Here is a 13,473-nt window from a genome sequence, read left to right on the forward strand (position 1 = left end):
GGAATTGATTAATCGATTTAAACCCGGCCCCGTCGCATTTGCGGAAAGCCGGTCCGGGACGGATATGAAAACGCCCTCCCCGATCGCTCGGAAAGGGCGTTTCCTTCATTCATAAAGCTGCGGATCAGCGGGTCAGCTTCTTGTACGCCAGACGGGTCGGACGATCGGCGGCATCGCCCATGCGGCGGCGCTTGTCCTCTTCGTAGGATTCGTAATTGCCCTCAAACCATTCGACATGGCTGTCGCCCTCGAACGCCAGGATGTGGGTGCAGAGGCGATCGAGGAAGAAGCGATCGTGGCTGATGACCACGGCGCAGCCCGCGAACGTCTCCAGCGCCTCTTCGAGCGCACGCAGCGTTTCCACGTCGAGGTCGTTGGTCGGTTCGTCGAGCAGCAGGACATTGCCGCCCTCCTTTAGCATCTTGGCCATGTGGACGCGGTTGCGCTCACCGCCCGACAGCTGGCCGACCTTCTTCTGCTGGTCGGGTCCGCGGAAGTTGAACGCGCCGACATAGGCGCGCGTGCCCAGTTCCTGCTTGCCGAAGCGGAAGACCTCCAGTTCGTCGGAGATTTCCTGCCAGACATTCTTGTTGGGGTCGAGGTCGTCGCGGCTCTGGTCGACATAGCCGAGCTTGACGGTCGAGCCGATCTCGATCGTGCCCGCATCGGGCTGTTCCTGCCCGGTGATCAGCTTGAACAGCGTCGACTTGCCCGCGCCGTTCGGCCCGATCACGCCGACGATGCCGCCCGGCGGCAGCATGAAGTCGAGATTCTCGAACAGCAGCTTGTCGCCATAGGACTTGGTCAGCCCCTTGGCCTCGATCACCTTGCCGCCCAGGCGCTCGGGGATCTGGATCAGGATCTGCGCCTTGCCCGCGACGCGGTTCTCCTGCTTCTCCATCAGCTCCTCGAACGCGCGGATACGCGCCTTCGACTTGGTCTGGCGGGCCTTGGGCGTCTGACGCATCCAGGCCAGCTCGTCGGCAATCGCCTTCTGCTTTCCCGCCTCGTCGCGCTCTTCCTGCTCGAGGCGCTTGGCCTTCTTTTCCAGATAGCCGGAATAGTTGGATTCGTAGGTGTAGTAGCGGCCACGATCCAGCTCGAGCACCCAGTTCACGACATTGTCGAGGAAGTAGCGATCGTGGGTGACGAGGATGACGTTACCCGCATATTCCTTGAGGTAATTTTCCAGCCACGACACGCTTTCGGCGTCGAGGTGGTTGGTCGGTTCGTCGAGCAGCAGCACGTCGGGCTTTTCGAGGAGCAGCTTGCACAGCGCCACGCGACGCTTCTCACCGCCCGACAGGCGGGTGACGTCCGCGTCACCCGGCGGGCAGCGCAGCGCTTCCATCGCCTGCTCCAGTTGGCTGTCGAGCGCCCAGCCATCGACCGCATCGATCTTGGCCTGAAGCTCGCCCATCTCTTCCATCAGGGCGTCGAAATCGGTGTCGTCCTTGGGATCGCCCATCTCAGCGGAGATGGCGTTGAAGCGATCGACCAGGTCGGCGACCGGGCGCACGCCGTCCTTGACGTTGCCCATCACGTCCTTCGACGGGTCCAGTTGCGGCTCCTGCGCCAGATAACCGACGCGGACGCCCTCGGCGGCCCAGGCTTCGCCGGTGAAGTCGGTGTCCATGCCCGCCATCACCTTCATCAGCGTGGACTTGCCCGCGCCGTTGGGGCCGATGATCGCGATCTTCGCGCTCGGCAGGAACTGAAGGTGGATGTTGTTGAGGACAGGCTTGTTGGCGCCGGGGAAGGTCTTGGTCAGACCCTTCATCACATAGGTATATTGGACGGCCATGGCGGCGCGGGGCTCCGTGCTTTTTGCGACTGTTGGATATTTCCCGCCCATGTAGTCTGTGGGCGAGCGGTTGGCAAACGGGACCGGCTGGGCAACAGTCGCACCCATGAAGCGATTTGTCCTAGCGGCGCTGGCCGCCACCGCCCTTTCCTCTCCCGTTCTGGCACAACGCACGCCGCCACCCATGCCCGCCGTGGTCGCGCCGAAGGTGGAACGCCTGCGGGATGCCGCACTGACCGACACGGTCGCCTGGGACATTGTCGAGGGGATGACCACCGAAGTCGGCCAGCGTCTGGCCGGCACCGAAGCCGAAGCGCGCGCACGCGACTGGGCGGTCAAGCGGCTGACCGCGCTGGGGTTCCGGAATGTGCGGATCGAGCCCTATCGGATGCCGGTGTGGGAACGCGGCGCGGAAAGCGCCGAGATCCTCGCCCCCTTTCCGCAGAAGCTGACCCTGGCCGCGCTGGGCAATTCGGGGGCCACCCCGCCCGCCGGGCTGACCGCCGAGGTCGCGGTCTTTCCGAGCATGGCCGCCTTCCAGTCGGCGCCGGATAGCGCGATCAAGGGACGGATCGTCTATATCGGCAACGCCATGCCCCGTACCCAGGACGGATCGGGTTATGGCGCCTATGGCACCGCGCGCTTCACCGGCCCGGCCCTGGCGGCACGGCGGGGGGCCGTCGCGATCGTCATCCGTTCGATCGGCACCGACCATCATCGCTTCCCGCACACCGGCACCACCAACTTCCCCGAGGGCGTGAAGCCGATCCCCGCCGCCGCCCTGTCGGTTCCCGACGCCGAACAGCTGGAGCGAATCGCAAGCCGCGGCGGCCCGGTGCGGATGAAGCTGATCCTCACCCCGCGCATGGTCGGAATCGGCGAATCGGGCAATGTCATTGCCGAAGTGCCCGGCAGCGATCCCTCGGCGGGCATCGTCCTGGTTGGCGGTCACCTCGATAGCTGGGATCTGGGCACCGGCGCGATCGACGATGCCAGCGGCTTGGCGATCACCACCGCTGCCGCCAAGCGCATCATGGACGCTGGCACCCCGCGTCGCACGATCCGCGTCGTCTGGTTCGGTGCCGAGGAAGTCGGCGGCATGGGCGGCGCGGCCTATGCCAAGGCGCATGCCGGTGAACGTCACGCGACCGCATCGGAGAGCGATTTCGGCGCGGACCGCGTCTGGCGCTTCGAGGTCAATCTGCCCGACACGGCCAAACCCGTCGCCGACCGGCTCCAGACCGCGCTCGCGCCGCTGGGTATCGCACGCGGTAGCGGCGTGGGCGGCGACGGCACCGACATCGGCCCGACGCTGAAGCTTGGAACCGGCGCGATCGACCTGAACCAGTCGGGTTGGGATTATTTCGACACGCATCACACCCCCGACGATGTCCTCGACCGCGTCGATCCGGCGGCACTGCGGCAGAATGTGGCGGCGTGGACCGCGATGCTGGCGGTCGTGGCCAATGCGCCGGAGGCGATCGGGCCGGTGACACCGCGATGACCCTTCGGATTGGCGGTAACGTTTTGGTAACCCCAACGCCTTGAAAAAGCCCGATCCGTGCCATCGGTTCGTCGCGAACCTTGCCGCGATGTGAATTTTGCGGATTGACCGCGATGAACCGCGCGTTATTTGAGCCGCTTCGCGACGGCATTCGGGTCGGCCGCGATGATTGCTATGCTTGGGAGCATTCGAATGAAGAAGATTGCCTTTGTTCTCGCTGCCGCCGGCCTGATGTCCGTGGCCGCCTGCACGAAGTCGCCGGAAGCGGCCGCTGTTGAAAACAACGCGGACATGCTGGCTGACAACATGGAAATGCAGGCCGACAACCTTGAAGCGGTTGCCGACAACACCTCGAACACCGCCGCTGCTGCGACGCTCGAGAACGCTGCTGACAACATGAACGCCGCCGCCGACAACGTCCGTGACGCTGCCGACGCCAAGGCTGACAACATGCAGTAATGTCGCCTCGGACCTTCGGGTCCGAAGCACAGACTGTTTGTCGGAAAAGGGCACCTTCTTCGCGAAGGTGCCCTTTTTCTTTTGTCCGATACGCAATTCCCCCGTTGCGAAGCCGCGTGTCGTCACGCTACGGACATTCCCGGTGGGGCCTGTAGCTCAATGGTTAGAGCTGGCCGCTCATAACGGCTAGGTTGCGGGTTCGAGTCCTGCCGGGCCCACCAAAAATTTCCATAAGCCATTGTAAATGCAGGTTTTACTTTGGTTGATTGTCTAACCGGGACTACTATGCGCCACGCCGGTAGGGCTTAGGCGCCTGGCGCCAATTGCGGATGTTGACGCGCTGAAGCAATTTGCGCTGATGTATCAGTCCAACTCGATAGCCGGCCGGACTACGCTCGGCACATTGATGGGAGCCGGCATAGGCGCCGTCATCACCGCTCCCGCAATCCTCGCGGCCGTCATGTCTGGTGGCGCCGGACACGGCACCTATGTCGCGGCACACGTGCTGTTCCCTTTCTCTATGCTCCTCACGCGTTTTGAGGGAGGGATCGGGCCTATCGCTATCGGTGCGGGGTTGCTTGAATTTCCGCTGTACGGTGCACTGGTCGGGCGGGCTGTGGTTCTGAAGACCGATCGAGTCGTTTTCTTTGCCGCAGCAGCGCACCTGGTTGCCTCTCTCGCCTGCTTTTCGGGCCAGATCTGCGGTTTCTCGTGAAGGGCTAATGTCCGCTTCCGCCCAAACACGGACATCTCGGTTCTCGCCAGCGCGCATATTCCGTTAGTATGACTGGGCGACTTAGAATGGCTATTCAGACGTCACTTCCGCGCCGCCAACCATAGGGGTGGGTTTCGGACCGGAAGGTAACGGTGCCATTTCGCCCCCGTCATCTTTTCTCGACGTCAACCAATTTGGTAATGACGGTCCATAGCGCTTCCACATTTCCCTGATCGCCATTCGCTCTTGGACAGTGGGCGGGGGTGAACCGCTAAGATCCTTTAGTGGCATTGCGCATCTCACTCAGTAGCTGGATCGCAGTTATAGCACACTTTGCGCCGGGACACCGGCTGCCTTCCACCCATTGCGGACATTCTGCTTACGCCGCTGGTAAGCGCTCATGGGTTAGACATTCTTAACCCGGCGAAGAGGGGTGTTGGGCAGCAGTACGTGTCGGTTAGACATTTTATCCTACTGTTTTTACTGATTTGTTTAAATCCTGCCGGGCCCACCAATCTCGACATTCACCTTGTCCCAAACTTCCCCTGAGGTGCCAGCAAGCTACGGCATCAGGGCATTTGTCTCGCCTCCACGAAAGCCCGCGTCAACTCGGGGTAGTTCGGGGGGTATCCTTGGGGTAGGGTTAGCCGATACCCCCTGGCGTGATCCCCTTGCCCCTTACTAGTGCGGAGGCCGCGCGGCGATCAGTGCGCAATATCGGCGATTTCCGGGACGCTATGGCTAGTCGCGAACCAATGACATCGCCGCCCAGAAATTGCGCCGCCGACACAGTATTTTCTGAGCTATCACGCACGATTGGGAGATATCGGCAGAGTGAAAAACCCCGATGGTTCCGATCAACGAGCATGAGCCCTTTGGAAATATCTCGGCGATTCGCTAAATTTCTCCGGTCCGCTACTCAGCCGAGGCTGCGAACGCCTTTCAACTTCATTCGCAGGTATCACAACTTCAAAGACCTGAAAATGGTTCGCAGTTTTACTTGTGAAAATCTTCTTGCCGTCGTTGCAGATATTACACTAATGTGGTTGGCGAGCCGATTTACGAAGGATGAAGGCAATGGCAGTCAAGGGCGACCCCAAGGTCATCGAGTTTCTGAACGAGGCGCTCAAGAACGAGCTGACCGCGATCAATCAGTATTTCCTGCACTATCGGCTGCTCGATCACTGGGGCGTCTACAAGCTCGCCCAGTTCGAGTATAAGGAGTCGATCGACGAGATGCGCCATGCCGACTGGCTGGCCGAGCGCATCCTCTACCTCGACGGCCTGCCCAATTTCCAGCTGCTCGGTCGCCTGCGCATCGGCGAGACGGTCGAAGAGGTGCTCAAGGGCGACCTCGCCATCGAGATCGAGGCGGTGGCGCAGCTCAAGGGCGCGATCGCCTATTGCGAGGAAGTCCGCGACTATGTCAGCCGCGACCTGTTCCAGCGCATCCTCGCCAGCGAGGAAGAGCATGTCGACACGCTGGAGCGCCAGTTCGAAATGATCGAGCGCATGGGCATCCAGAATTATGTTCAGCTGAACGCCATGGCAGAAAACGACGCCCCCAAGTCGGGTGCAGCACCGCACTTGCAGGGGTAATGGCAGCGGGGGCGGGTTCGGAAACCCGCCCCTTTCCGGTTTTCGGACTCCCTCCCCGTCCAACCCCCATATCCCCTCACCCCCGTTCAGCCTGCGCGAAGTCGAAGGCTACGGCAAACCCTACGCCACAAATCCCCGTCCAAGCGTGGCCGAGGTCATCCCGTGGCCTTCGACTTCGCTCAGGCTGAACGGAGGTAAGGCGGGAACTTAACGGAGGTGGTCCGGAACGGCACGGAAGTGCGTACTAGCCCAAGGGTGGCATGGGCAGCAGGCGGGGCTTGCGCCCCTACCCTCAGTCCTTGTTTGCGAACGGGTTCTTCGGTGCCCGCAGCGTCAGCCGCACCGGCACTGCGCCGAAGCCCAATTCTCGCCGCATTGAGTTGACCAGATAGCGCTCATAGCTGGCGGGTAATTGGTCGACCCGCGTTCCGAAGATCACGAAACTCGGCGGCCGCGACTTGATCTGGGTGACGTAGCGCAACTTGATCCGCTTGCCGCCGGGCGCGGGTGGCGGATTGGCATCGACGGCCCTTTCGAACCAGCGGTTGAGCTCGCCGGTCGGCACCCGCTTCGACCAGGCGGCGCGCGTTTCGAACGCCGCCTCGATCAGCGTATCGAGCCCCTTGCCGGTCGCGGCCGACACCGCCAGCAGCGGCACACCCTTCACCTGGCTGAGCCCATCCTCCAGCGCCTTTTTCACGCCGTTGAACAGGGACGACGGATTTTCCGCGACATCCCATTTGTTCAGCGCGATCAGCAGCGCGCGACCCTCTTCCAGAACGCGGTCGGCGATACGCAGATCCTGCGATTCCAGCCCCAGCGTCGCGTCGAGCAGCAATACCACGACTTCGGCGAAATCGACCGCGCGCAGGGCATCGGCGACGGACAGCTTTTCCAGCTTGTCCTGCACCTTGGCCTTTTTGCGCATTCCCGCCGTGTCGATCAGGCGGACCTGGCGGACTTCGCCGTCCCGGTCGCGCCATTCCCAGTCGATCGCGATCGAATCGCGGGTGATCCCGGCCTCGGGTCCCGTGATCAGGCGGTCCTGCCCCAGGAAACGGTTGATCAGCGTCGATTTGCCCGCATTGGGGCGGCCGACGATCGCCAGCTTGAGCGGGGCGAAGGGGTTTTCGAGATCGACCTCTTCCTCTTCCTCGATTTCGACATCGATGAAGGGAAGCAGCGCCTCGAACAGATCGCCCACACCCTCGCCATGTTCCGCCGAGAGCTGAACCGGGTCACCAAAGCCGAGCGCGAGCGCCTCCAGAACGCCCTGCTCCGCCGCACGCCCCTCGGCTTTGTTCGCGGCGAGGACGATCGGCGTGTCCGAACTGCGCAGCCAGCGGGCGATTTCCTCGTCCAGCGGCATGATGCCAGCACGCGCATCGACCAGGAACAACGCGACATCGGCCTCGGCGACCGCCGCCTCGGTCTGGCGACGCATCCGGCCGGGGAGCGTATCGGGGTCTTCGTCCTCGTAACCGGCCGTGTCGATGACACGGAAGTCCAGGCCCAGCAGATGCGCGTCGCCTTCGCGTCGGTCGCGCGTCACACCGGGCCGGTCGTCGACCAGCGCCAGCTTCTTTCCGACCAGACGATTGAACAGCGTCGACTTGCCGACATTGGGACGGCCGACGATCGCGACGATAGGGAGTTTTGCCATCGCGTTCCGTTAGCGAAAGGCGGGCCTTTCGTCACGGTACAAAACATACCGTCCCCCCGGCCGGGCCGAAGGGACGGTCGTTCTTTACTTATAGGCGGCGATCCGCCCCTTTTGATCGAGGACATAGAGTGTCCCGTTCGCCACGACCGGCGGCAGCGCGAAGGGGGTCTTGGCCTCGACCGTCGCCTGCACCGATCCGTCGCCCGGATTGGCGTAGACGATCTGCCCTTCCGAATTGGTCAGGATCAGGCGGTTGCCTGCCAGCACCGGGCCGAACCAAGTGATCGCACCCGACTTCTTCTTCTCGTTATGGAAGCGCTGGAGCTGCGCGATCCAGCGCGCCTTGCCGCTCGACCGGGCGAGCGCGACCAGCCGCGCGTCGTCGGTCACCAGGAAAATCCACTCGCCCGCGATCCAGGGAGTCGAGATACCGGCGAAATTCTGTTCCCACAGACGCTGACCGGTGGACAGTTCCAGCGCAACCATGCGGCCACCCTGGCCCAGCGCATAGACGCGGCCCTGATCGATGACCGGCGCCGCGTCGATGTCGGACAGTGTCGAGACCGAGGTCGAGATGCTGGTCCGCGACAGCGCGTCCTGCCACAGCATACGCCCATTTTCGTAGCGATAGGCGTTGAGTTCGCCGCTGGAGAAACCGGCGACGACCGTGCCCTGGCTGGCGGCGGGGGCCGCGACGCCGAACACGCCCTGCGTCTCCAGCGTGCCCTGGCCGGCCCACACGATCTTACCATCGGCCTGGTTGATCGCGTAAAGCTGATTGTCCTGGGTCAGGACATAGACATTGCCGTTGGCGATGGTCGGCGATCCGCGCAGCGGGCCGCTGGGCTTGGCGCGCCATAGCACCTTGCCGTCGGCGGCATTGGCCGCGATCACATCGCCCAGACCATCGGTCGCATAGACCGTGCCGCTGTCGTAGCTGGCCCCGCCACCGAAGCGGGCAAGACGGTTTTCGTCGCCCTCGGTGATCGCGGCCGACCACAAGCGAGCCCCGGTATCGGCGTTCAGCGCCTGGAGATTGCCCTCGACATCGACAACGAACAGCTTGTTCTCCGCCACCACCGGCGCGGCGCCCAGCGGATCGCGCGCCGACCCGCCGTTGATCGTCGTTTCCCAGACCCGCTGCGGCTGCTCGGCAAGGGCGAGTTGCCCCATCGACTTCGACGCGTTGCCGCCCGGCTGCGACCATTCGGCATTGGTTTCGGGTGCGGGCAGCAGGACCTGCACATCGGCGATCGTCTTGTCGGCCTCGACGCCGGTCTCGGACACCAGGATGGGCACCCGGTTACCGACGGTCGGGGTCTTTTTCGGCGCGCTCTTGAATACGCCACAGGCGCCCAGCGCCATCAGCGCGGCCAGCGCGGCCGAGGTGCGGAAATGCTTCGTCATTGGGTTTTAGTGTCCTCGCTCTGGCCGACGGCATCGACCCCCAATACGCCGGCCATCTGAACCGCACGTTGCCGCAACGTATCGGGCACATCCTTCTCGCTGGCAATCTGGCCGAACAGGCGACCGGCTTCCGTGCGCTTGTTCTGGCGCAGATAGGCGATGGCGACCATTTCTCCGGCGCTACCGAAATAGGCGTTGCCGGGCACCGCCATGCCACGCAGCCGCGCGACGACGGCCTCGGGCTTCAGCGTATCATATTCCGCCATGGTCTGGCGGATCAGCGCCAGATCACGGAACGGCTGGGCCAGCGACGCATCATTGGCGATCGTCGCGAAGCGCGCCGCGGCACCCTTCATATCGTCCTTCTGCAGAAGGATGTCGGCCTGGGTGAATTGCGCCAGCGCGCGATAGGCATCGACGTCGGACGCCGCCAGCGTCTTCAGCTTGGCATCCGCCGCCTTGGTGTCGTTCTGCGACAGCGCGTCATAGGCGGCCTGCAACTGCTCGCCATCCGTACCGGCCGCCTGATGCTGACGATGCTGCCAATAGAGATAGCCGCCGAACGCCGCGAGCCCGATCAGGATCACCGCACCGACGACGAGGCCCCAGCGGGTCCAGAATTTGGTCAGCCGGTCGCGACGCAGTTCGTCGTCGACCTCGCTCAAAAAGGCCTGGCTGGATTGGGGCGTTAGGGCCAAGACGGGCTCCGCTATTCTGGATCAAGGCAACAAGGAAGCCGCGACCTTTAGCGAGGAGCGGGCCCGGTGGGAAGAAGCTTGCGTCACGCCCCTTCGCGGGGTGCGTAAATCTGTTCCGGCCCCGGAAAGCGACGAGCCCGGACATCTTCGGCATAGGCGCGCGCCGCCTCGCCGATCCGGTCGCCCATCGTCTCGTACCGGCGAACGAAGCGCGCGGTCCGGTCGAACAGGCCCAGCATGTCCTCGCCCACCAGAACCTGTCCGTCGCACTGCGCCGATGCGCCGATACCGATCGTCGGGCAGGCGACCCGGTTGGTGATCGCGATCGCGATCGGCTCGACGACCCCTTCGATCACCACCGAAAAGGCTCCAGCCTCGGCGATGGCGACGGCGTCGGCGACGATCTTCTCCGCCTCTTCGGGGGTACGGCCGCGCGCGCCATAGCCGCCCAGCACGTTCACCGCCTGCGGCGTCAGGCCGACATGGCCCATGACGGGAATGCCGCGTTCGACCAGGAAGCGGACGGTCGGCGCCATCGCCACCCCACCCTCCAGCTTGACCGCCGCCGCGCCGGTTTCCTTGAGCAGCCAGGCGGCATTCTCGAACGCCTTTTCGGGGCTCGCCTCATAGCTGCCAAAGGGCAGGTCGATGACCACCACAGCGTGATAGCTGCCCCGGACGACCGCCGCGCCGTGGGCCGCCATCATCGCGAGCGTGACCGGCACCGTCGAGGGCAGGCCATAGATCACCTGCCCCAGACTATCTCCGACGAGCAGCATGTCGCAATGTGGATCGAGCAACTGTGCCGAGCGCACCGTATAGGCCGTCAGCATGACGAGCGGCGTCTCGCCCTTGCGACGACGAATGGCCGGAACGGTCAGCCGCTTCATCGGGGCGGGCGTGGGATTGGCGCGACTCGTCGCGGTGTCGAGCGTGTAGGTCGTGGACATGCGCCGCCCTTACTCCCGCTATCGGGCCCGCTCCACCCCCTTGGCGGGGTTAGAAGATTTCGGCGTAGCGCTCCGGCTTGAACCCGATGGTCAACACGCCATCCCGGTCGAGCACCGGCCGCTTGATGAGCGAAGGCTGGGCCTGCATCAGCGTGATGGCCTTGTCCGCATCGATGTCCTGCCGTTCGGCTTCCTCCAGCTTGCGGAAGGTGGTGCCGGCGCGGTTGAGCAGCAACTCCCAGCCAACCTGATCCACCCAGCGGCGCAGCGTGGCCTCGTCGATGCCGTCCGTCTTATAGTTGTGGAAGCGATAGGCGACGCCGTGCTGATCCAGCCAGACGCGCGCCTTCTTCATCGTGTCGCAGTTCGGAATGCCATAGAGTTCGACCGTCATCAGTGCCTCTGGACGCTATAAATGCGACGCCTTTAGCGAGGTCGGGCATGGATTGCAGCAGGATCGCGTGAACCAGGAAACAAGCGCATCCCCCACGATCACGACCCCATCCTAACCCGTGACAAGCCACACGGGGTAGCGCCCCCCTGCCCGGACCGCTATCCCGACAGGATGCAGGACCATCCCTTCTACGCCCTTCACTCCCATGGCCTGATCCGCGTCGCGGCCGCGACGCCCGCCGCGTCGGTCGGCGATGCGCAGGCCAATGCGGCGGCCATGCTCGATCTGGCGCGGGTCGCGGACGAGGATGGGGTGGACCTGATCGTCTATCCCGAATTGTCGCTGACCTCCTACGCGATCGACGATCTGCATCTGCAAGGCGCGATGCACACCGCGACGCTGGCCGCCCTGGGCGAGATAGTGGATGCCAGCGCCGCGCTGTCGCCCGTCCTGCTGATCGGGGCCGCGCTGCCCCGCAATGGCCGCTTGTACAATTGCGCCATCGTCATCGCGCGGGGGCGGATACTGGGGGTGGTGCCCAAGACCTTCCTGCCCAATTACCGCGAATATTATGAAAAGCGCTGGTTCGCGAGCGGCGCGGGGCTGACCGGGCTGACCATCGAACTGGACGGGCAGGTCGTGCCCTTCGGCACCGACCTGATCTTTGCGGCGGAGGATGTGGCGGGCTTCGTCTTCCATGCGGAGATTTGCGAGGATTATTGGGCCCCTACCCCACCCTCGACGCTGGGCGCGCTGGCGGGGGCGACGATCTGCTGCAACCTGTCGGCGTCCAACATCGTGATCGGCAAGGCGCGCGACCGGGCGATGCTCGCGGCGGCGCAATCCGCCCGCGCCGCCTGCGCCTATGTCTATTCCGCCGCCGGGATCGGGGAGAGCACGACCGACCTGTCCTGGGACGGACAGGGACTGGTCCACGAACTAGGCGAAACACTGGCCGAGTCCGAACGCTTCCTACGCGAGCCCGCGCTGACCACCGCGGATGTCGATGTCGAGCGGATCGTGCAGGAACGGCTCCGCTTCGGGACGTTCAACGATTCGGCGGCCTTTGCCGGGCATCCCGAGACCCGGTTCCGGCGGATCGGCTTCGTGCATGGTGTCGAGCCCGCGGACCAGGGGCTTCGCCGCGCGGTCCATCGCTTTCCCTTCGTCCCCGACGATCCCGCGCGGCGCGACGCGGATTGTTACGAGGCCTATAATATCCAGGTCGAGGCGCTCGCCAAGCGGCTGGATGCCAGCGCCGCCAAGACATTGGTCATCGGCGTGTCGGGGGGGCTCGATTCCACCCATGCCCTGATCGTCGCCGCCAAGGCGACCGACCGGCTGGGCTGGTCGCGCGACCGTATCCTGGCCTTCACCATGCCCGGCTTCGCGACCGGCGAAGGGACCAAGGCGCATGCCTGGGCGCTAATGCGCGCCCTGGGCGTCAGCGCGGAGGAGATCGACATCCGCCCCGCCGCACAACAGATGCTGGCGGATATGGACCACCCCTTCGCCAAGGGGGAGCCGGTTCACGACGTCACCTTCGAAAATGTCCAGGCGGGTCTGCGCACCGATTATCTCTTCCGCCTCGCCAATCAACGCGGCGGGATCGTGCTGGGCACCGGCGACCTGTCGGAGCTGGCGCTGGGATGGTGCACCTATGGCGTCGGCGATCAGATGAGCCATTATGCCGTCAATGCCGGAGTCCCAAAGACGCTGATCCAGTTCCTGATCCGCTGGTGTATCCGAACCCGCCAATATGACGACGACACCAATGCCGTGCTCGCCGCCATCCTGTCGCAGGAAATCTCGCCCGAACTGGTCCCCGCCGACGCCAGCGGGGCGATGCAGTCGACCGAGGCAATGATCGGCCCCTATGCGCTCAACGACTTTTTCGCGCATTACGTCATCCGTTATGGTCTGAAGCCATCGAAGATCGCATTCCTGGCCTGGCATGCCTGGCGCGATGCGGAGGTCGGGGGATGGCCGGAGGATTTGCCGCCCGACGCGCGGGTCGCCTATGACCTGCCGACCATACGCCATTGGCTGGAGCGGTTTCTGACCCGTTTCTTCCAGACGAGCCAGTTCAAGCGGTCCGCTTTGCCCAATGGGCCCAAGGTTTCGCCCGGCGGCGCATTGTCACCCCGCGGCGACTGGCGCGCCCCCTCGGATGGACGCGCATCGGTGTGGCTGGCGGAGTTGAACGACGCCTTGCCCACCGACTGATCCGCAACACTTGGCAGCGACATGGGAAAAGGTCTATGCTGCCGGTCCCAATAA

Annotated in this window: 11 protein-coding genes and 1 tRNA gene; 6 read left to right on the forward strand and 6 right to left on the reverse strand. The window is 64.0% G+C overall.

Annotated elements, in window-relative coordinates; genetic code table 11:
* Positions 1 to 124: 124 nt before the first annotated feature.
* Entirely contained in the window at positions 125 to 1,804 is a 1,680-nt protein-coding gene (ettA, locus tag NZL82_RS00645; RefSeq protein ID WP_261267852.1) for an energy-dependent translational throttle protein EttA, read from the reverse strand.
* Between the two features lie 106 nt (positions 1,805 to 1,910).
* On the opposite strand from ettA, the gene NZL82_RS00650 reads away from it, so the two are divergent.
* The 5 genes from NZL82_RS00650 to bfr all read left to right on the forward strand — a co-directional run bounded on the left by NZL82_RS00650 (position 1,911) and on the right by bfr (position 6,081).
* The gene (locus tag NZL82_RS00650) at positions 1,911 to 3,308 is read left to right on the forward strand and encodes a M20/M25/M40 family metallo-hydrolase (RefSeq protein ID WP_261267853.1); all 1,398 of its coding nucleotides are present in this window, start codon (positions 1,911 to 1,913) and stop codon (positions 3,306 to 3,308) included.
* Positions 3,309 to 3,500: 192 nt separating this feature from the next.
* A complete protein-coding gene (locus NZL82_RS00655; RefSeq protein WP_261267854.1) occupies positions 3,501 to 3,767 on the forward strand; it encodes a hypothetical protein in 267 nt (88 codons plus the stop codon).
* Between the two features lie 145 nt (positions 3,768 to 3,912).
* A tRNA-Ile gene (locus tag NZL82_RS00660) sits at positions 3,913 to 3,988 on the forward strand.
* A 137-nt stretch (positions 3,989 to 4,125) separates the two neighbouring features.
* Positions 4,126 to 4,482: a hypothetical protein gene (locus NZL82_RS00665; protein WP_261267855.1), complete on the forward strand. Its 357-nt coding sequence runs from the start codon at positions 4,126 to 4,128 to the stop codon at positions 4,480 to 4,482.
* Positions 4,483 to 5,559: 1,077 nt separating this feature from the next.
* A complete protein-coding gene (gene bfr / locus NZL82_RS00670; RefSeq protein WP_261267856.1) occupies positions 5,560 to 6,081 on the forward strand; it encodes a bacterioferritin in 522 nt (173 codons plus the stop codon).
* Positions 6,082 to 6,373: 292 nt separating this feature from the next.
* Here the strand turns inward: bfr and der are convergent, their stop codons facing one another.
* From der to NZL82_RS00695, 5 genes are all read right to left on the reverse strand, one after another.
* Positions 6,374 to 7,744: a ribosome biogenesis GTPase Der gene (der, locus tag NZL82_RS00675; protein WP_261267857.1), complete on the reverse strand. Its 1,371-nt coding sequence runs from the start codon at positions 7,742 to 7,744 to the stop codon at positions 6,374 to 6,376.
* An 84-nt stretch (positions 7,745 to 7,828) separates the two neighbouring features.
* On the reverse strand, positions 7,829 to 9,151 hold the full coding sequence (locus NZL82_RS00680; RefSeq protein ID WP_261267858.1) for a PQQ-binding-like beta-propeller repeat protein: 1,323 nt from the start codon (positions 9,149 to 9,151) through the stop codon (positions 7,829 to 7,831).
* Entirely contained in the window at positions 9,148 to 9,849 is a 702-nt protein-coding gene (locus NZL82_RS00685; protein WP_261267859.1) for a tetratricopeptide repeat protein, read from the reverse strand. The genes NZL82_RS00680 and NZL82_RS00685 overlap by 4 nt, the downstream gene beginning before the upstream one ends.
* A gap of 83 nt (positions 9,850 to 9,932) precedes the next feature.
* Entirely contained in the window at positions 9,933 to 10,799 is an 867-nt protein-coding gene (gene panB / locus NZL82_RS00690; RefSeq protein ID WP_261267860.1) for a 3-methyl-2-oxobutanoate hydroxymethyltransferase, read from the reverse strand.
* A 49-nt stretch (positions 10,800 to 10,848) separates the two neighbouring features.
* Entirely contained in the window at positions 10,849 to 11,193 is a 345-nt protein-coding gene (locus tag NZL82_RS00695) for an ArsC family reductase (protein ID WP_261267861.1), read from the reverse strand.
* 171 nt (positions 11,194 to 11,364) lie between these two features.
* On the opposite strand from NZL82_RS00695, the gene NZL82_RS00700 reads away from it, so the two are divergent.
* Positions 11,365 to 13,419, forward strand: a complete 2,055-nt coding sequence (locus tag NZL82_RS00700; protein WP_261267862.1) for an NAD(+) synthase — start codon at positions 11,365 to 11,367, stop codon at positions 13,417 to 13,419.
* Positions 13,420 to 13,473 lie beyond the last annotated feature (54 nt).

Origin of the sequence: Sphingomonas sp. LC-1 (assembly GCF_025371035.1) — a bacterium.
Taxonomy (GTDB): Bacteria; Pseudomonadota; Alphaproteobacteria; order Sphingomonadales; family Sphingomonadaceae; genus Sphingomonas; species Sphingomonas sanguinis_E.